The organism is Pseudomonas kielensis, assembly GCF_014236655.1.
GTDB lineage: Bacteria > Pseudomonadota > Gammaproteobacteria > Pseudomonadales > Pseudomonadaceae > Aquipseudomonas > Aquipseudomonas kielensis.
This window is the reverse complement of sequence record NZ_JACMYG010000021.1, coordinates 70,430-88,191: the sequence shown is the minus strand read 5'-3', so window position 1 is coordinate 88,191 and position 17,762 is coordinate 70,430. Positions and strand designations below refer to the sequence as shown.

General features: G+C 60.2%; 18 protein-coding genes. 9 read left to right on the top strand and 9 right to left on the bottom strand.

The window, feature by feature from the left end; translation table 11 throughout:
- Window positions 1–47: 47 nt before the first annotated feature.
- On the top strand, window positions 48–812 hold the full coding sequence (locus H7995_RS28875) for a methyl-accepting chemotaxis protein (protein WP_371927886.1): 765 nt from the start codon (window positions 48–50) through the stop codon (window positions 810–812).
- Between the two features lie 18 nt (window positions 813–830).
- On the opposite strand, the gene H7995_RS19000 is transcribed toward H7995_RS28875, so the two are convergent.
- Window positions 831–1,004: a hypothetical protein gene (locus tag H7995_RS19000; protein WP_166591747.1), complete on the bottom strand. Its 174-nt coding sequence runs from the start codon at window positions 1,002–1,004 to the stop codon at window positions 831–833.
- A 72-nt stretch (window positions 1,005–1,076) separates the two neighbouring features.
- The gene (gene purU / locus H7995_RS18995; RefSeq protein WP_095165714.1) at window positions 1,077–1,925 is read right to left on the bottom strand and encodes a formyltetrahydrofolate deformylase; all 849 of its coding nucleotides are present in this window, start codon (window positions 1,923–1,925) and stop codon (window positions 1,077–1,079) included.
- 347 nt (window positions 1,926–2,272) lie between these two features.
- On the opposite strand from purU, the gene mvaT reads away from it, so the two are divergent.
- Window positions 2,273–2,647 (top strand): histone-like nucleoid-structuring protein MvaT, encoded by a 375-nt coding sequence (mvaT, locus tag H7995_RS18990; protein WP_083356977.1) that lies wholly within the window; start codon window positions 2,273–2,275, stop codon window positions 2,645–2,647.
- 99 nt (window positions 2,648–2,746) lie between these two features.
- Here the strand turns inward: mvaT and sbcB are convergent, their stop codons facing one another.
- The gene (sbcB, locus tag H7995_RS18985; RefSeq protein ID WP_185818730.1) at window positions 2,747–4,174 is read right to left on the bottom strand and encodes an exodeoxyribonuclease I; all 1,428 of its coding nucleotides are present in this window, start codon (window positions 4,172–4,174) and stop codon (window positions 2,747–2,749) included.
- Window positions 4,175–4,357: 183 nt separating this feature from the next.
- Here sbcB and H7995_RS18980 point away from each other — a divergent pair, with 183 nt between their 5' ends.
- The 6 genes from H7995_RS18980 to H7995_RS18955 are packed head-to-tail and all read left to right on the top strand — an operon-like array spanning window position 4,358 to window position 11,085.
- Complete coding sequence (locus H7995_RS18980) at window positions 4,358–5,083, top strand: RDD family protein (RefSeq protein WP_182342019.1); 726 nt, start codon at window positions 4,358–4,360, stop codon at window positions 5,081–5,083.
- Window positions 5,080–6,060: a stage II sporulation protein M gene (locus H7995_RS18975; RefSeq protein ID WP_166591744.1), complete on the top strand. Its 981-nt coding sequence runs from the start codon at window positions 5,080–5,082 to the stop codon at window positions 6,058–6,060. The genes H7995_RS18980 and H7995_RS18975 overlap by 4 nt, the downstream gene beginning before the upstream one ends.
- Complete coding sequence (locus H7995_RS18970) at window positions 6,047–7,582, top strand: DUF4129 domain-containing protein (protein ID WP_166591743.1); 1,536 nt, start codon at window positions 6,047–6,049, stop codon at window positions 7,580–7,582. The genes H7995_RS18975 and H7995_RS18970 overlap by 14 nt, the downstream gene beginning before the upstream one ends.
- Window positions 7,579–8,739 (top strand): DUF4350 domain-containing protein, encoded by a 1,161-nt coding sequence (locus tag H7995_RS18965; RefSeq protein WP_166591742.1) that lies wholly within the window; start codon window positions 7,579–7,581, stop codon window positions 8,737–8,739. The genes H7995_RS18970 and H7995_RS18965 overlap by 4 nt, the downstream gene beginning before the upstream one ends.
- Window positions 8,736–9,737, top strand: a complete 1,002-nt coding sequence (locus tag H7995_RS18960) for an AAA family ATPase (RefSeq protein WP_182342025.1) — start codon at window positions 8,736–8,738, stop codon at window positions 9,735–9,737. Before H7995_RS18965 ends, H7995_RS18960 begins: the two co-directional genes overlap by 4 nt.
- A gap of 16 nt (window positions 9,738–9,753) precedes the next feature.
- The gene (locus H7995_RS18955; RefSeq protein ID WP_166590712.1) at window positions 9,754–11,085 is read left to right on the top strand and encodes a DUF58 domain-containing protein; all 1,332 of its coding nucleotides are present in this window, start codon (window positions 9,754–9,756) and stop codon (window positions 11,083–11,085) included.
- A gap of 290 nt (window positions 11,086–11,375) precedes the next feature.
- Here H7995_RS18955 and H7995_RS18950 read toward each other — a convergent pair whose 3' ends face one another.
- From H7995_RS18950 to H7995_RS18940, 3 genes are all read right to left on the bottom strand, one after another.
- Window positions 11,376–11,957: a hypothetical protein gene (locus H7995_RS18950; RefSeq protein WP_166590713.1), complete on the bottom strand. Its 582-nt coding sequence runs from the start codon at window positions 11,955–11,957 to the stop codon at window positions 11,376–11,378.
- A gap of 193 nt (window positions 11,958–12,150) precedes the next feature.
- Complete coding sequence (locus H7995_RS18945; protein WP_166590714.1) at window positions 12,151–12,510, bottom strand: PilZ domain-containing protein; 360 nt, start codon at window positions 12,508–12,510, stop codon at window positions 12,151–12,153.
- 231 nt (window positions 12,511–12,741) lie between these two features.
- Window positions 12,742–13,113 carry a tetratricopeptide repeat protein gene (locus H7995_RS18940; RefSeq protein WP_185818729.1) on the bottom strand — a complete coding sequence of 124 codons (372 nt, stop codon included), beginning with the start codon at window positions 13,111–13,113 and terminating at the stop codon, window positions 12,742–12,744.
- 156 nt (window positions 13,114–13,269) lie between these two features.
- Between H7995_RS18940 and pyk the strand changes: the two genes are divergently transcribed.
- Window positions 13,270–14,721 (top strand): pyruvate kinase, encoded by a 1,452-nt coding sequence (gene pyk, locus H7995_RS18935; protein WP_185818728.1) that lies wholly within the window; start codon window positions 13,270–13,272, stop codon window positions 14,719–14,721.
- A gap of 180 nt (window positions 14,722–14,901) precedes the next feature.
- On the opposite strand, the gene H7995_RS18930 is transcribed toward pyk, so the two are convergent.
- From H7995_RS18930 to H7995_RS18920, 3 genes are read right to left on the bottom strand one after another with little or no spacing between them, the layout of a single operon-like run.
- Window positions 14,902–15,648, bottom strand: coding sequence for an enoyl-CoA hydratase-related protein (locus H7995_RS18930; protein WP_166590716.1), 747 nt, complete (start codon window positions 15,646–15,648; stop codon window positions 14,902–14,904).
- A 27-nt stretch (window positions 15,649–15,675) separates the two neighbouring features.
- Complete coding sequence (locus H7995_RS18925; RefSeq protein WP_182342036.1) at window positions 15,676–16,611, bottom strand: iron-sulfur-binding ferredoxin reductase; 936 nt, start codon at window positions 16,609–16,611, stop codon at window positions 15,676–15,678.
- Complete coding sequence (locus H7995_RS18920; protein WP_166590718.1) at window positions 16,604–17,710, bottom strand: GGDEF domain-containing protein; 1,107 nt, start codon at window positions 17,708–17,710, stop codon at window positions 16,604–16,606. The genes H7995_RS18925 and H7995_RS18920 overlap by 8 nt, the downstream gene beginning before the upstream one ends.
- Window positions 17,711–17,762 lie beyond the last annotated feature (52 nt).

Here is a 17,762-nt window from a genome sequence, read left to right as displayed (position 1 = left end):
AAGTCAACGAAGTCGCCTTGCGGGTGGTCAGCGCCTCGAACTCGTCGATGCTCAACAGTGACGAACAATCGAGCCGCACCAACAGCGTCGCGGCCGCCATCAACCAGTTGGGAGCCGCCACCCAGGAAATCGCCCGCAACGCCGCACAAGCCTCGCACCAGGCCAGCGATGCCCGCAGCCTGGCCGAAGATGGCCAGCAAGTGGTGGATCGCAGCATCGCCGCGATGAATCAACTGTCGAGCATGCTCAGCGCTTCCAGCAGCAACATCGAGTCGCTCAACAGCAAGACCGTGAACATCGGGCAGATTCTCGAAGTGATCACCAGCATCTCCCAGCAAACCAACCTGCTGGCACTCAACGCGGCTATCGAGGCTGCGCGGGCCGGTGAGGCCGGACGCGGTTTTGCGGTAGTGGCCGATGAAGTGCGCAACCTGGCGCACCGCACCCAGGAGTCGGCACAACAGGTGCAGACCATGATCGAGGAGCTGCAAGTCGGCGCCCGCGAGTCGGTCAGCACCATGGGTGACAGCCAGCGCCATAGCCAGGACAGCGTGGAGATCGCCAACCTGGCCGGTGAGCGGCTGAGCAGCGTGACCCTGCGCATCGGCGAAATTGACGGCATGAACCAGTCGGTGGCCACCGCCACCGAGGAACAGACTGCCGTGGTGGAGTCGATCAACGTCGACATCACCGAGATCAACACCCTGAATCAGGAAGGCGTGGAAAACCTGCAGTCGACCTTGCGGGCCTGCTCCGACCTGGAACAACAGGCGGCGCGCCTCAAGCAACTGGTGGGCAGTTTCCGTATCTGAATGCGCGTGCAGGAGCTGTCAGGGCTTGCCTTCAGGCTCCGGCGGGGCCTGCAACTGCTGCCATAACTCGGCTGCACCGGGAAACTCGGTGCCGTCCTCGCTGCTCAAGTCATCGGGGTCGTAACGGCTCAGGCAGCCTTCGCCCAGGGTGGCAGGGGCTGTGGAAGTGGCCTTGTCCAGTGGATCGCTCATGGTCCGCACCCGGCAACAAAAAAGGGCCTCAAGCGTACAACGCTTGAGGCCCTTTTGCCTGTCGGCGACGAATCAGAACACCACGGTCTTGTTGCCATGCACCAGCACGCGGTCTTCCAGGTGATAGCGCAGGCCGCGGGCCAACACCATCTTCTCGACGTCACGGCCGAAACGCACCATGTCTTCGATGCTGTCGCTGTGGCTGACGCGCACCACGTCCTGCTCGATGATCGGACCTGCGTCCAGCTCTTCGGTGACGTAGTGGCACGTGGCGCCGATCAGCTTCACACCGCGCATCGAGGCCTGGTGGTAAGGCTTGGCCCCCACGAACGACGGCAGGAAGCTGTGGTGGATGTTGATCACCTTGTGTGCGTACTCGCTGCACAGCTCAGGCGGCAGGATCTGCATGTAGCGCGCCAGCACCACGACTTCTGCATCGTGCTGCTTGACCAGGCGCGACACTTCGGCAAACGCCGGCTCTTTGTTCTGCGGGTCCACCGGCACATGGTAGTAAGGAATGCCGTGCCACTCGACCATGCTGCGCAGGTCGTTGTGGTTGGAGATCACGCAGGAAATCTCGCAGTCCAGCTCATCGCTGTGCCAGCGGTGCAGCAGGTCGGCCAGGCAGTGGGACTCACGGCTGGCCATCAGCACCACGCGTTTTTTCTGCGCGGTGTCGGTGATACGCCAGTTCATTGAGAACTCTTCGGCGATCGGGGCAAATGCCTCACGAAAGGCCTCCAGACCGAACGGCAGGGAGTCGGCCCGAATTTCGTGACGCATGAAGAACCAGCCACTGAGATTGTCCGAGTGATGGCTCGCTTCAGTGATCCAGCCATTGTGTGACGCCAGAAAGTTACTGACCTTAGCAACGATGCCGACGCCGTCCGGGCAAGCGATCACTAGCCGAAAAGTGCGCATAGGGGGGAAACTCCAGAACTTCGCAAAGGCCGCCATTCTAGCGATTGCGCAGCAAAACTGCAGTATTGATCAGCAATGACCCTGCCTGCTGCCTGCGCAACTGGACCAACATCGACCGATTAGCGACCCTGCAGGCTGACGCAGGACGCCTTGTGAAAATACGCAAGAACGGTTTTGTGAATAACTGTGATGATTAGCGCTGATGTTTTAACTGTGAGTGTATTCTCCTCCTCATTGACTCTAATCAAATCAAATAAAACTCCGCTTATATGTTTACTTGATGAAACACCCTGACTATTATTGCGCCACTGTCCCCTGCATCCTGTGCCTAACATAAGGTAGTCCTCATGTCCCTGATCAACGAATACCGCGCCACCGAAGAAGCTATCAAAGAGCTGCAAGCCCGTTTGAAGAACCTGTCCCAAGACGACAAACTGCAAACCGAGCTGGAATTCGAAGGCAAACTGCGCACCCTGATGGGCGAATACTCCAAATCCCTGCGCGATATCATCGCCCTGCTGGATCCGGAATCCAAAGTTAAAGCCCCACGCGGCGCAGTGAAAACTACCGGCACCAAGCGTGCTCGCAAGGTTAAACAATACAAGAACCCGCACAACGGCGAAGTCATCGAAACCAAAGGTGGCAACCACAAGACTCTGAAAGAGTGGAAAGCCAAGTGGGGCGGCGACGTGGTTGAAAGCTGGGCAACCCTGCTGGGCTAAGCCGCAACCCGTCTCGCAGGTTCACTTGCGAACAAAAAAACGCCAGCTTTCGCTGGCGTTTTTTTATGGGTGTTATTCAATACATTTCATCAGGGCATTTCAAATATTCAAACGCTTGCGCAATAGCGCCACGTACTCGCGCCATTCCTGCAGAACCTCAAGCGTTCCGCCCGTGGCATTCTGCGACCATTGCTCGCAGGCTTCATCAAATGCCTGCACGGTATTGGGCGCCCCCCACCGAGCATCGCTCAAACGCTGCTGACAGAATAATTTCCAGCGCTCTTGCTCCTGTTCACTCAAGGTTTCAGGGAAGTTACGTGCGCGATATCGAAATAATAATTCCGGTAAACGTTCATCATCGAACGGCCATTGTTCTTGCGCTAATTGCTGTGGATCGGCCGCTCTCACTTGCTCGCATAAACGTCGGTCGCGGTCGCCAATGAAACCGTCGTACAACTGTTGTTCCGGATCATCGCTGGGGGTGAAGTCCTCCTGGGCATAAATGGCCTGGACTTTATCTCGCCAAAGTTCCTGTGCGTCACTTAGCCGCAGCGCCCGCGCCTGATACAGCGCCATGTCCAATTGCAGTCGTTGCTGATCCTCAGCGCGCAATACCGATAACGGCGCCACTACCGGGCAGCGGTTGATATGAATCAGTTTGAGCGGCACCGGCAGCGTCCCTTCGGGCAAATCCCCACGGCGGCTGTACAGGCGCTGACGCAGGGTTTCGACGTCATCTGCCAGCAAGCCCTCGGGATCCAGGTGCAGGTCGCAGACAATCAGTGCATTACGATTGCGTGGGTGCCAGGCCAGCGGCAGGACGACTCCCACATAACTGCGGTCGGCAGAAAAGCGCCCGGAAATATGCACCATCGGTTGCAACAGGCGAATCTGGTCCATGACTTTCTGTTTGCTGCGCAACTTGAACAGCCAGTCATAAAGCTTGGGCTGCCGATCGCGAATCAGCCGCGCCAGGGCAATGGTGGCGCGCACATCGGACAAGGCTTCGTGGGCCTGGCCATGGTCCAGGGCGTTGGCGGCCGTCAGGCGTTCAAGCTTGAGCGTGACACGCCCCTCCTCCTGCGGCCAGACGATACCGTCCGGGCGTAACGCATAGGCTGCACGCACCACATCGATCAGGTCCCAGCGGCTGTTGCCGCCCTGCCACTCACGGGCATAGGGGTCGAAAAAATTGCGATACAGGCTGTAGCGCGTCATTTCATCGTCGAAACGCAAGGTGTTGTAACCGGCGCCGCAGGTCCCGGGCGCGGCCAGTTGCGCATGCACCCGGGTCATGAAATCCGCTTCGCACAGGCCCTTTTCGGCCAGGCGCGTCGGGGTGATCCCGGTGATCACGCAGGCGGCCGGATGCGGCAGGATGTCGTCACTGGGTCGACAGTAGAGATTGACCGGGGCCTCGATCTCGTTGAGGTCGAGGTCAGTGCGAATGCCGGCCATTTGCAGCGGTCGGTCGCAACGCGGGCTGATACCGGTGGTTTCGTAGTCGTACCAGAAAATGGAAGTCACGGGCTGTTCCTGAACTTGAGACTGGCGAAGTCTAGGCGCTCACACCGGGTGCCGACCAGTCATGCTGTTATTCAAGTACCGATGGTTGTTACCGGGTGCTACATAGATATGTCGTTCCCCGGAACGAAGGCTGCTAGCATCGGCCCTACGTACGTGACCATCAGGCCCCTCACCAGGCAGCCAATGACTCAGACTTCAGCACCGCCAAGGAACGCACCGCTGCCCCCGCCACTGGATACCCGCTACCAGGTCGAAACGCCCGAAGGCATCGACCTGCCATTGCGTCCGGCGGGGTTGTTGCCGCGTGCCCTGGCATTTGCCATCGACTTGGGACTGCGCGCCCTGGTCCTGGGGCTGCTGTTCGTGACCCTGGCGTTTTTTGGCAAGGTCGGCGTGGGCCTTGGCTCGCTGCTGCTGTTTGTTCTCAGTTGGTGGTACATGGTGTTGTTCGAGGTCCTCAATCAGGGCCGCTCGCCGGGCAAACAGTGGATGGGACTGCGGGTCGTGCAGGACGACGGCACCCCCATTGGCTGGTCGGCTTCGCTGATCCGCAATCTGCTGCGCTTCGTCGATATGCTGCCCTTCGGCTACAGCCTCGGCGCCATCAGTTGCCTGCAGCACCCGGCCTTCAAACGCCTGGGCGACATTGCCGCCGGCACCCTGGTGATCTATCGCGAACAAGCCGTAACGCGCCCGCCGCTACCGGCTGCAATGCCCCTCCGGGCACCTTTCAACCTGAGCCTGGCTGAACAACGCGCCGTATCGGATTTCGCCGAACGCCAGTCCCAGCTTTCCGCTGAGCGGGTGCAGGAACTCGCCGCATTGCTGGCTGAGCCGCTGAAGGTCAGCCCACCGCGCGCGGTTGCCGAACTCAACGGTATTGCCCTGGGCTTGCGAGGACCGGTATGAAACAGAGCCAGTTCGAGAGCCTCCATCAGCCGCAGTGGGACGCGTATCGCCAAGGTCTCGATCTGCTGGAGCGCGGCAAGGCCAGCGCCGAGCACGCCCGCTCATTCCCCAGGGACTATCGGCGCCTGTGCCAGCACCTGGCCTTGGCACAGGAGCGCGGTTACAGCACTTGCCTGATCGACCCCTTGCAGCAACTTGCACTGCGTGGACACCAGTTGCTCTACCGCCATCGCAGCAGCGTGCGGCCCCAACTGCTGGCGTTTGTCCTCGCCGACTTCCCACGTTTGGTGCGTGAGTCATGGCCGTTCGTACTGGTGGCGGGACTGTTGTTCTTCGGCTCACTGCTGGGCATTGCGCTGTTGGTCTACCTGTTTCCCGACCTGATCTACAGCCTGTTACCGGTCGAGCAGGTGGGCGAAATGCAAAGCATGTACGACCCCGCCGCCGGGCACCTGGGCCGCGATATGGAACGTGCAGCGAGTGATGACTGGATGATGTTCGGCTACTACATCATGCACAACATCGGTATTGCCTTTCAGACCTTCGCCAGCGGCCTGCTACTCGGGCTTGGCAGCGTGTTTTTCCTGGTGTTCAACGGCCTGCTGATTGGAGGCATCGCCGGCCATCTGACCCGCATCGGCTTCGGCGAAAACTTCTGGTCGTTCGTCATCGGCCATGGCGCCTTCGAACTCAGCGCCATTGCCATTGCCGGCGCGGCCGGCCTGCAACTGGGGTGGTCGTTGATCGCTCCCGGTCGCCTCAAACGCGGCGAAGCCTTGCGCCTGGCTGCGCGCAAAAGCGTCCTGTTGATGTGCGGCGTGATGCTGTTGCTGTTGATCGCCGCCTTCATCGAAGCCTACTGGTCATCGCGCAACGCCACGCCCCCTCTCGCCAAATATCTGGTGGGGGCCACCCTGTGGGCACTGGTAGTGCTCTATCTGATGACTGCCGGACGGACACGCCATGCGCCTGAATGAGGCCAGTGTCGTCATCCGTCCGCGCACGAGTTGGGAGGCCATGGACCTGGGCGTATTGCTCAGCCAGCGTCACCGACGACTGTTGATGGTCAGCTGGGCACTGATCACGTTGCCGGTATTCGCCCTGCTGACCGGCCTGTTCTGGAACTCCCCAGGCATCGCCCTACTGATCTTCTGGTGGTTGAAACCTGCGTTCGAACGCCTGCCGTTGTACCTTCTCTCCGAAGCCTTGTTCGGCCAGGCGCCCAGCCTGAAACAGGCATTGCGCCAATGGCCGCGACTACTCAAACCGCAACTGCTCGCCAGCCTGACCTGGCGCCGCCTGAGCCTGAGCCGGAGTTTCTGCCTGCCGGTGGTTCAGCTCGAAGGTCTCGCCGGGCAGGCACGCCAGCAACGTCTGGCGGTCCTGCAACAACGCGATGGCGAGGCCGCGCGTTGGTTGACCCTCCTAGGCGCACTGCTGGAATCCAGCCTGTGGTTGGGCTGCATGGCCCTGTTCTACCTGTTCCTGCCCATGCAAATCGAACTGGATTGGGACTGGCAAACGCTGATCGACGCCAGCGAACAGGACTGGCTGTGGCTCGAGCACCTGATCAACGGCCTCTATGCGCTGGTCCTGATCATCTGGGGACCGGTCTACGTCGCCTGCGGATTCAGCCTGTACCTGAACCGCCGGACCGTACTGGAAGCCTGGGACATCGAACTGCAATTTCGCCGCCTGCGCCAGCGCCTCAGCGGCTTGGGCGTCGCGCTGCTGGTGCTCGGCCTGCTGTGGCTGCCGATGCCGCAGGCGGTGTATGCCGACGAGCCTGACGCCCCAAGCGCCCCGCGCCTGCTCCAGCAGCCCCTGACCAGCCAGGCCGCCAGCCGTGACATCAACGCATTGCTTCAGGCGCCACCTTTCAAGAATTCGCAGACGATTACCCGCTATCGCTTCGGCGAAGAAGCCACTGATCCAGTCGAAGACGCTCAGCCCCCGGCATGGCTCAAGGCACTCTTGGAATTGTTCGACAGTCAGCGCTTCAAAGGGCTGGCCCAAGTCATCGAGGTGCTGCTATGGACCGCGCTCGCGGGATCGATTGCCTTGCTGGTCTGGCACTACCGCGACTGGCTGCAGACCTTCGTCAGCCGCCGCAAGCCTCTTCACGCTCCGGGTACTTCGCCCTCACCCACCCAATTGTTTGGTCTCGATCTCGATCCCGAGTCACTTGCGCAAGACATCGCCAGCCAGGTCGAATCGTTGTGGCTGGAGCATCCCCGCGAAGCTCTCGGACTGCTCTATCGGGCTTTGCTCAGTCGCCTGCTGCACGACTTCGGTCTCCCCCTGAAAAGTGCCGACACCGAAGCCGAGGTCCTGGCGCGGGTCCAGCAGTTGCAGGACCCGGAGTTGCAGAACTACAGCCAAAGCCTGACGCTGCACTGGCAGAACATCGCCTATGGTCATCGTGTGCCGCCTGCGGCGCTGCAACAGCAACTCTGCCAGGGCTGGCGCGCATTATTTGACCCGCGAGCCCAGCAATGAGTCGACGTCTGGCAGCTCTCGGCGTACTGATCGGCGCATTGCTCTGTGCAGTGGCAACGTACCTGTACCTGCACGCCACGCCCTATCAAGAAAACATCGACCACGGTCCCTCCCCCGAAGCCCAGAACAATCCCTACCTGGCAGCCGAACGCTTTCTGCGCAAGCAAGGTTTGAGCGTGCATCACGTCAATAGCCTGGACAGCCTGCCCACCCTGCAACCACGCCAGCACAGCCTGTTGCTGCTGGGCGAACGCGCCAACATGACCCCGGCCCAGATCGACCAGGTGCTGGACTGGGCGCGAGATGGCGGGCGCCTGCTGTTTGTCGCCCAGGCCTTGTGGAATGAGCAGACCGGCAACAGTCAGGACCTGCTGCTGGACCAGGTGCACGTGCAGCAGTTCATGAGCAAAGACCTCAAGTATGTGCCTGCCGAAGCAGCGAAGGACCGCTATCCGAACCTGACCAAACTTTATCTGGAAAACGAAGAGGCACCGGCCTATGCCGGCTTCGACCCGCAGTTCCACCTCGAAGACCCGCAAGACCTGGCACAGGCCTGGGCCAACAGCGCCAAGGCCACACACCTGATGCAGTTGCCCTGGGGTGAGGGTTCGATCACCGTGGTGACCGATGCCGAATTGTGGAAGAACAGCGCGATCGGCCAATACGACAACGCCTGGCTGCTGTGGTACTTGTTCGCCGACACCGACGTCACGCTGTTATTCGACATTGACCACGACAACCTGCTGAGCTTGCTGTGGCGTTATTTCCCCCAGGCCTTGGTGGCGCTGCTCGCGTTGATCGGTTTAGGGCTATGGCACGCCGGCTGGCGCCACGGTCCGGTGCAGCCCGCAGCACCCAAGGCCCGCCGCCAGTTACAGGAACATCTGCGCGCCAGTGCCGATTTTCTCGTCCGTCGCGCCGGGCAACAGAGCCTGTTAGAGGGCTTGCAGCACAATGTGCTGCGACGTGCCAGACAACGTCATCCAGGCCTCGATCAACTCGACACGTCCGAACAGTGGCAAGTGCTCGCCCGCTTGACCGGGCACTCGCCCGAGAGCATTGCCCAGGCCCTCGGCCCGCCCCGTAAACGAAGGCTGTCGAGCAGCGAGTTCAGCAGCCAGGTGGCCCACCTGCAGAACCTCAGGAATGCCTTATGAGCGAACCTTCCGTACCTCCGAGCCCGTCCCATGCCGCCCAGCAACGGCGCCGGGCCAGTCAACTGGCGCAAGCCGTGCGCCTTGAGCTGAACAAGGTCGTGATTGGCCAGGGCAGCGTTATCGACGATGTGCTGAGTGCCTTGATTGCCGGCGGCCATGTGCTGCTCGAAGGCGTACCGGGCCTGGGCAAGACCTTGCTGGTGCGCGCCCTCGCCCGCTGCTTCGGCGGCGAGTTCGCACGTATTCAGTTCACGCCCGACCTGATGCCCAGTGATGTCACCGGGCATGCGGTCTACGACCTGCAGACCGAGCAGTTCAAGCTGCGCAAGGGCCCGTTGTTCACCCACCTGCTGCTGGCCGATGAAATCAACCGGGCACCGGCCAAGACCCAGGCCGCCTTACTCGAAGCCATGCAGGAGCGTCAGGTGACCCTGGAAGGCCGGGCCTTGCCCATCGCCCAACCGTTCATGGTCCTGGCCACCCAGAACCCGATCGAACAGGAAGGCACTTACCCGCTGCCGGAAGCCGAGCTCGATCGTTTCATGCTCAAAGTGCGCATGGATTACCCGGATATGCAGCAAGAGCTGGACATGGTGCGCCAGGTCAGCCGCTCGACCCGCGCCGACATGCTCGACGTGCAGCCATTGCGCACACTGCTGCAAGCCAAGGACGTCCTCGCCCTGCAGCGGATCGCCAGCGAACTGCCGCTGGATGAGCAGGTGCTCGACTACGCCGTGCGACTGGCCCGCACCACGCGCACCTGGCCCGGCCTGACCCTCGGCGCCGGTCCGCGAGCCTCCATTGCCCTGGTGCGGGTGGCGCGGGCCCGGGCGCTGTTGCGTGGCGGCGAATTCGTCATCCCCGATGACCTCAAGGCCTGTGCTTTGGCAGTCCTGCGTCATCGGGTGCGGCTTGCCCCGGAGTTGGATATCGAGGGCCTCGACGTCGACCAGGTACTCAGGCAGATGCTCGACCAGGTTCCGGCGCCCAGACTGTGAGCAGGAGCCCTGAATCATGAAGCCCACGCGCCTGTTGCTGATCTGGCTGGCCACGCTGCTCGGCCTGAGTATTGTGCAGGGAGCGCTCCGCGCCTTGGGCATTGATCCGGGGCCAAGCCTGCAGGCAATCAATTGGGCGCTGCTGCTGGCGCTCCTGGTCCTGGCGTTGCTTGATGCCGCGCATCTGCTGCGTCGTCCTTCGCCGAGCATCGAACGTCGACTGTCCGGCAGCCTGGCGCTAGGACGCTGGGCTGAGGTGCAGGTCAGCGTACAACACGACTACCGACAACCTCTGACCGTCGAGCTGTTCGACCACGTTCCCGATGGCCTGAGCTTCGAACAACTGCCTCATTCGCTGGAGTTGCAGCCGGGTCAGACCAGTCAATTCAGCTACCGTCTGCGACCCTTGCGCCGAGGGCACTTCAGTTTTCAGCAGTGTGAAATCAACCTGCCCGGCCCCCTCGGTTTGTGGTCCGCGCGGCGCTACCTGAAGGTCAACGACAGCACCCGGGTGTACCCGGATTTCGCTCACCTGTACGGCGCGCAGTTGCTGGCGGTCGACAGCTGGATCAGCCAACTGGGGGTGCGCCAGCGCCAGCGACGTGGTCAGGGCCTTGAGTTCCACCAGCTAAGGGAGTTTCGCGAGGGCGACAGCCTGCGCCAGATCGACTGGAAAGCCACCGCCCGGCAACGCACACCGATTGCCCGCGAGTATCAGGACGAACGCGACCAGCAGATCATCTTCATGCTCGACTGCGGGCAACACATGCGCAGCCAGGACGGCGAGCTGTCGCACTTCGACCACGCCCTCAACGCCTGCCTGTTGCTCAGCTATATAGCCCTGCGTCAGGGCGATGCTGTTGGTCTGATGACTTTCGCCAGTCATCAACCGCGATATCTCCCCCCTGTCAAAGGCCTTGGGCAACTCAAATCCTTGTTAAATGCGAGTTATGACCTGGAGAGTTGCAATCGTAGCGCCGACTATCAGGCCGCTGCTTTCGAGTTATTGAAGAAAGAAAAACGGCAAACACTAGTCATTATCCTGACCAATTTGCGGAACGAGGACAACGAAGACCTGACACTCGCCATAAATCACCTAAGAAAACAGCATCTTGTGTTGGTCACAAGCTTAAGAGAGAACATCCTGGAGAAATTATTGGCACGCCCTGTCAACACACTACAGGAAGCACTCGACTATTGCGCAGTTTCGGACTATCTACACACTCGCATGACAACCCATGCAAAACTCAAGCTACAAGGCATACCCGTAGTTGACACCCAACCTGAAAAACTTGGAGCAAGCCTGACATCCAAGTACTTAAACTGGAAAAAATCTGGAGCGCTGTAACTCCCTACAGATGCCAACCAAAGGAAATCACCAGTTAGTATTTACCACCCCTACGAACAACATAAAACTCACGTTCGACAAAGGTTCGGAGAAACATCATAAACCCGGATAAATCGATACACCCTTGATGACTCGCTACGTCCCATGAGCGAGATTCGCCACAGCGAAAACCAACTCCCGGCAACCACCGTGACAAGCCAACATTGACAATCATGCAATCTGCATCGATTGCAGTAATGAGGCCAACCCACGCCAGCCTCAGAACTGACCAAGCGGGAAGCTAACCAAGATCAGCCTCGGTTTACGAGCCGCACCTGCTGCCCCCAACTATCTTGTTCACCGACGCCATTATTTGTTCCATCATACTCAACTCGGAAATTTACATACACACCGATTCCAGGTACATAATCAACATCGGCATTCATAAAAAGCAGATGCCAGTTGTTATCCATGACCATTGCGTCAGGTGAGTTCTTTCGCACTTCAGTACGACTGTAAAGCTTGAAGTCAATATTTGCCCTCCTCCATACCCTATTTGATGGTCGACTGGTCAAGTGATACTCCGTCGACCTAAAATAAACTCGCCCCTCATAAAATCTGTACTGATACTTTATTTGACCCCTCAGCTCACCAACGCGCAAATGCTGGTGATTGAAAATATCTATTGGCACACCCGCCCAAAAATCTTCAGTAGATTGAATACCTACAATTTGTTCTCGAAAAGAACCATCGACGACTTCCCCCCCAAGAACAAACTGCGTAATTTCTCTATGAGTCACCTTCAGCTTGTCTTCCTCCTCTTTAGCACCCTCTTTACAGCACTTTTTTCCGCATGGTTTTACTTTCACTTTAATTTGAACTGAACGTGCCATCACCTTTCCCCTCGACTAACAAATCATTGAATTTGCAATCAAGAAAATAACTGAAGTAGCCCGCACCAACCACTGTCAGAACTGACAGTTTTTTAAAACCAAACGAAATAAGCACAAGCACCATTATTAGCAAACTAAAAACCCATAGCGGTCACTCAAGAACAGCCAGATAGGTAGGCTGCGTTACTTTTTATTATGCGGAAGCCGACAAACTCTGAAAGCTGAAATACCGCTTCAACGCTTCTACCAACTGCGCGTATTCCGGCGGAGCATCGAGCAGAATGAATCCGGCATCGTAATGATGGGGCGTGGCATCTTCATGGCACCACTGGCAGCAGGCGCGCAGGTCGATGATTTGAGAGACGTAATCGCTGGCGGGAATTTTCAGGCGCAGGTCAAAAACCGCGCCCACCATCATCGGCAAGTTGCTGATGAGCATCAAACCGTCTTCCGAGACATTGCCGATGTAGCCAATGGGTTTGTCAGTGATACGGTTGAAGACTTTGAGAAAATACGGCAACTGGTGCCGCTCGATCCGGCGTTCTGTGAACATGCTGAATATCGCTTTGCCAAGGCCCTTGAGCAGGGTCGCACTACTGCTTCGCAACGAGCCGGCAGTGCGGGCTCGCTGTCCCCGATTGCGGTGCGAACGTCCTTGCCTTGCGCTCGCGCTACTTCTGCCGCTCTCAGGTATCAACGACGTTCAGCGTCGACCCGCCGAGACGTCTCCCAGGGAGATTAGCTCAAGGCTGAAGCACGGCCAGTGGTTAAATGAGACTCGACATTACAAAGCAGCCGGAATGCTTCTGGCGCTGTGCGGCGGGTACCAGCCCAGCGACTGCAAGGTTTCCAGCCGCGCACGGGCCCGATAGGCGTACTCGTTGTTCGGGTACTGGGCCATGATGAACTGGTAGGTCTGGGCGGCGTCGACATAGAGCTTCTGCCGCTCCAGGCACTGGCCACGCAACATCGACACTTCTGGCTGGATGTAGCGCCGCGACCGACTTTTGCGATCGACCTGGGACAGCTCCAGCATCACCCGCTCGCAGTTGCCGGCGTCGTAGGCACGGTAGGCGGTGTTCAAGTGATGGTCCATCGACCAACGGGTACAGCCCACGACACTCAGGGCCAGGGCAGCTAAAAGCACGAATCGCATGAGGGTTCTCCTGTCTTGGGCTTTGTATCGACCCGGCGGCAAAAATCTTCAGTGCGGCGCGTTCAATAAAGAATCCAATAAGTAGTGCAAACGAACAATGACTACAACTTCTGAGCATAGTAGCCTCACTCAGCGCTTGAACTCAGGAGTCTTTGCATGTCCGTCCGTCGTACCAAAATCGTCGCTACCCTTGGCCCGGCCAGTAACTCGCCGGAAGTTCTCGAACAGCTGATTCTCGCTGGCCTGGACGTCGCCCGCCTGAACTTCTCCCACGGCACCCCAGACGAGCACAAGGCTCGCGCCAAGCTGGTCCGTGACCTCGCGGCCAAGCACGGCCGCTTCGTCGCCCTGCTGGGTGACCTGCAAGGCCCGAAAATCCGTATCGCCAAATTCGCCAACAAAAAGATCGAGCTGAAGATCGGTGATCAGTTCACCTTCTCCACCAGCCATCCGCTGACCGAAGGCAACCAGCAAGTGGTCGGCATCGACTACCCGGACCTGGTGAAAGACTGCGGCGTCGGCGACGAACTGCTGCTCGATGACGGCCGCGTGGTGATGCGTGTCGACACCGCCACCGCCACCGAACTGCACTGCACCGTGACCATCGGCGGCCCGCTGTCGGACCACAAAGGCATTAACCGTCGCGGTGGCGGCCTGACCGCTCCGGCCCTGACTGAAAAAGACAAGGCCGACATCAAGCTCGCCGCAGAAATGCAAGTCGACTACCTTGCCGTGTCCTTCCCGCGTGACGCGGCCGACATGGAATACGCCCGTCAATTGCGCGACGAAGCCGGCGGCACCGCCTGGCTGGTGGCCAAGATCGAGCGCGCCGAAGCCGTGGCCGACGACGAAACCCTCGACGGCCTGATCAAGGCGTCCGACGCCGTGATGGTTGCCCGTGGTGACCTCGGCGTGGAAATCGGCGACGCCGAGTTGGTAGGCATCCAGAAGAAGATCATCCTGCACGCACGCCGCCACAACAAGGCCGTGATCGTTGCGACCCAGATGATGGAGTCGATGATCCAGAACCCGATGCCAACCCGCGCCGAAGTGTCCGACGTGGCCAACGCCGTGCTCGACTACACCGATGCCGTGATGCTCTCGGCGGAAAGTGCTGCCGGCCTGTACCCACTGGAAGCCGTGCAGGCAATGGCGCGTATCTGCGTCGGCGCCGAAAAGCACCCGACCAGCAAGACCTCCAGCCACCGCATCGGCAAGGTCTTCGAAAGCTGCGACCAGAGCATCGCCCTGGCTGCCATGTACACCGCCAACCACTTCCCGGGCGTCAAGGCGATCATCGCCCTCACCGAAAGTGGCTACACGCCGTTGATCATGTCGCGCATCCGTTCCTCGGTGCCGATCTACGCGTTCTCCCCGCACCGTGAAACCCAGGCCCGCGCGGCGATGTTCCGTGGCGTGTATACCGTCCCGTTCGACCCGGCATCCCTGCCACCTGAGCAAGTCAGCCAGGCGGCCATCGACGAGCTGCTGGCTCGCGGCGTGGTCGAGAAAGGCGACTGGGTCATCCTGACCAAGGGCGACAGCTACCACACCATCGGCGGCACCAACGGCATGAAAATCCTGCACGTTGGCGACAAGATGGTCTGATTGACCGAGCGCTGAAAAACAAAAGCCCCGCCATGTGAATGGCGGGGCTTTTTGCTTTCCGATCCAGTGAGCGGGGTGTCTGACCCCATCGCGAGCAGACGCCCACCGTAACTCCAGATCAACACAAGCTTTGTGGGAGAGAGCCTGCTCGCGAAGAGGTCCGCGCGCGCCGCCGATTCATCAGCGCTTGAGAAACCCCGACAACGCCGCCAACGCTTCCGGCGAGCGCAGCCGCTGGACGAACAGCTTGCCCTCCTCCTCGACCACCCTGCGCAGCAGTTCGCGGTCCGGGGCTTTCATCAGTTGTTTGCTGATGCGCACCGCTTCCGGCGGCAGTTGATCGAAGCGCAGCGCCATCTCCCGCGCCTTGGCGAAGGTCGCCTCGGCGCTCGGCAACGCCTGGCTGGCAATGCCCCAGGCGGCGGCCTGTTCGCCAGTAAACGCTTCGCCCAACAGCAACAGCTCCGCCGCCTTGGCCTGACCGAGCAAGCGCGGCAGGATCAGGCTGGAACCGAACTCCGGGCACAGCCCCAGGTTGACAAAGGGCATGCGTAACTTGGCGTCAGCACTGACGTACACCAGGTCGCAATGCAGCAGCAGCGTGGTGCCGATACCTACCGCCGCCCCGGCAACGGCGGCGACCACCGGTTTGCGACACTCCAGCAGGCTGCGCATGAACTGGAACACCGGGCTGTCGAGATCGCTCGGCGGTTCCTGGAGAAAGTCGGCGATATCGTTGCCGGCGGTAAAGCACTGGAGGCTGCCGGTGATCAGGACTGCCTTGATCTCAGGGTCGCTATCCGCCTGTTGCAAGGCTGTGCCCAATTGGCTGTACATGGCGCGGGTCAGGGCGTTTTTCTTGTCCGGGCGGTTCAGGCGCAATGTCAGCAGCCCGCCTTCGCGTTCCAGCAAAATGGCATCGGTCATGGTCAATCTCATGAAAAGATAGTCAGCTCAACCGCGCGGCAGGAACACATCGGCCAGCAGTTGATTACGCGGCAGCCCCGCCAGGTACAAGCGCCGGGCAAAGGCGTCGACACTCTCAGGGCCCCCGCAGAGTAAGGCCAGGGTTTGCCGGGAAACAAGGCGCAATTGCGCCAAAGCCGCTGACAGCTCGGCCGCCGTCCACAGCTCGACGCTCAGGTTGGCGCGGTTGGCCGCCAGTGCCGCCAGGGGTTTGGCCAGGTAATGTTCTGGCCCGTCATGGGCCAGGTGAATCACCCGGATAGGCCCTTGATGATCCTGGCGCAGGGCCTCACGCAGTACCCCGAACAGCGGCGCCAGCCCCGTGCCAGCCGCCAGCAGCCACAGCGGGCGAGTTTGCCAGTCAGGGTCGTAATGCAATGCCCCGCCGCGCAGTTCACCGAGGCGGATCGAATCACCGATCTTCAGCGCCCGGGCAGCATCGCTGAAGGCCCCGGGCAGTCGGCAATCGAGGTGAAATTCGAGGAATCGGTCCTCCTGCGGCAAGCTGGCCAGGGAGTACGGGCGCGCCACGTGGCCGGCCCACAGCACCAGGTGTTGCCCGGCCTGATAGCGCAATGGCCGCTCGGCCGACAAACGCAGGCGCAGGACACAGGGACTCAACCAGTCCAGCGCCTCGACCACGGCGGGGGCGCCGTCACGCAGCGGATCGAACACCGCCACCTGCAGGTCATCCAGCACCTCGCACTGACAGGCCAGCCGCCAGCCCTGCTGGCGCTGCCCGGCGCTCAAGGCGTCCGGGCGACGGTCGCCGACCTCCCCGCGCAGGCACTGCACCAGGCACGCGTGGCAGCTGCCCGCCCGGCAGCTATAGGGCACCTGCAAACCCTGCTGATTCAAGGCATCAAGCAGGTTGCTGCCCGCCGCTACCGTCCATTGACGCTCACCGACAGTCAGTTCAGGCATCGACGTTTTCCCAGGCCGCCGCACAGCGATTACGGCCATCACGCTTGGCCCGGTACAGCGCCTGGTCGGCACGTTGCAAGGCGTCGTCGAGCTCATCGCCGACGGCCAGCAGGGTCATGCCCGCAGACAGGCTCAGGTCCGGCACATTCAGGCCGATCAACTGCACTTCGGTGAACGCCAGGCGCAACCGCTCACAACAGGAGGTCAGGCGCTCGGGGTTGCAATCAGGTAACAACAACACAAATTCCTCTCCGCCATACCGGGCCAATACATCGCCCTCGCGCAGGCAGGCCGTGGCAACGCCGGCAAATGCCTGCAGGACCTGGTCGCCGGCGGCATGGCCATGCAGGTCGTTGATTCGTTTGAAGTGGTCCAGGTCGATCAGCGCCAGGCCATGCTCCACCGAGGCGTCCATGTTTTGCAGTTCACGGCTGGCCAGGCGCAGGAAATGCCGACGGTTGAACAAGCCGGTCAACTCATCGGTGGCCACCAGGTCTTCGAGCTGGCGCATCATCCCGCGCAACGTATCCTGATGTGCCTGCAGGGCAAACCGGCGCTGGCGCATGCGCAGACGCGAAGCTTGCACATAGCTGGCATACAACGCCAGCCAGACCAGCACAATAAACAGCACGCAGACCTGCAATGCCGCCAGCGTCGGGTCGGCCAGTTCGAAATGGTAGCCTTCCCACAGGTTGAGGCTGGCAAAGCTGAAAAACACCAGGGCCGCACAGCGCACAAACGCCCGCCGCGGCAGGTGGAACAGGCCGAACATCAGAATCAGTACGTAAAAAATCAGGAAGGCGCCTCGGGCGCCGTCCAGATGAGCAATCAGCCAGGTTTGCCAGCCAATGCCCAGCAGCACCTGGACCTCGGTCAGGCTGGGGTCGGGAAACCGCAGGTTGCGCCCGCTGAAGAAGATCATGAACAACAGCGACTGACTGAACATCACCAGTACGGTGGCGATCAGCGCACTGCGCACCGAGCCCTGGAAGTGCCCGCTGAGAATCGCCAGCCACAGCAGCAATATCGCCAGCGCATAGGTGCCTGTCGCCAGAATAAAGCGCTTGAGCAATAGATTCTGGATCGCGTTATGGGTCAATCGTTGACTCACCGTGCAAAGGGGGGGCTGATAAGAGTGTCCTACCCTAAAG

Coding starts and splice junctions, on each gene's coding strand:
- H7995_RS28875 (WP_371927886.1), top strand. CDS start 48: ATGCTCAACAGTGACGAACAATCGAGCCGCACCAACAGCGTCGCGGCC.
- H7995_RS19000 (WP_166591747.1), bottom strand. CDS start 1,004: ATGAGCGATCCACTGGACAAGGCCACTTCCACAGCCCCTGCCACCCTG.
- purU (WP_095165714.1), bottom strand. CDS start 1,925: ATGCGCACTTTTCGGCTAGTGATCGCTTGCCCGGACGGCGTCGGCATC.
- mvaT (WP_083356977.1), top strand. CDS start 2,273: ATGTCCCTGATCAACGAATACCGCGCCACCGAAGAAGCTATCAAAGAG.
- H7995_RS18980 (WP_182342019.1), top strand. CDS start 4,358: ATGACTCAGACTTCAGCACCGCCAAGGAACGCACCGCTGCCCCCGCCA.
- H7995_RS18975 (WP_166591744.1), top strand. CDS start 5,080: ATGAAACAGAGCCAGTTCGAGAGCCTCCATCAGCCGCAGTGGGACGCG.
- H7995_RS18970 (WP_166591743.1), top strand. CDS start 6,047: ATGCGCCTGAATGAGGCCAGTGTCGTCATCCGTCCGCGCACGAGTTGG.
- H7995_RS18965 (WP_166591742.1), top strand. CDS start 7,579: ATGAGTCGACGTCTGGCAGCTCTCGGCGTACTGATCGGCGCATTGCTC.
- H7995_RS18960 (WP_182342025.1), top strand. CDS start 8,736: ATGAGCGAACCTTCCGTACCTCCGAGCCCGTCCCATGCCGCCCAGCAA.
- H7995_RS18955 (WP_166590712.1), top strand. CDS start 9,754: ATGAAGCCCACGCGCCTGTTGCTGATCTGGCTGGCCACGCTGCTCGGC.
- H7995_RS18950 (WP_166590713.1), bottom strand. CDS start 11,957: ATGGCACGTTCAGTTCAAATTAAAGTGAAAGTAAAACCATGCGGAAAA.
- H7995_RS18945 (WP_166590714.1), bottom strand. CDS start 12,510: ATGTTCACAGAACGCCGGATCGAGCGGCACCAGTTGCCGTATTTTCTC.
- H7995_RS18940 (WP_185818729.1), bottom strand. CDS start 13,113: ATGCGATTCGTGCTTTTAGCTGCCCTGGCCCTGAGTGTCGTGGGCTGT.
- pyk (WP_185818728.1), top strand. CDS start 13,270: ATGTCCGTCCGTCGTACCAAAATCGTCGCTACCCTTGGCCCGGCCAGT.
- H7995_RS18930 (WP_166590716.1), bottom strand. CDS start 15,648: ATGACCGATGCCATTTTGCTGGAACGCGAAGGCGGGCTGCTGACATTG.
- H7995_RS18925 (WP_182342036.1), bottom strand. CDS start 16,611: ATGCCTGAACTGACTGTCGGTGAGCGTCAATGGACGGTAGCGGCGGGC.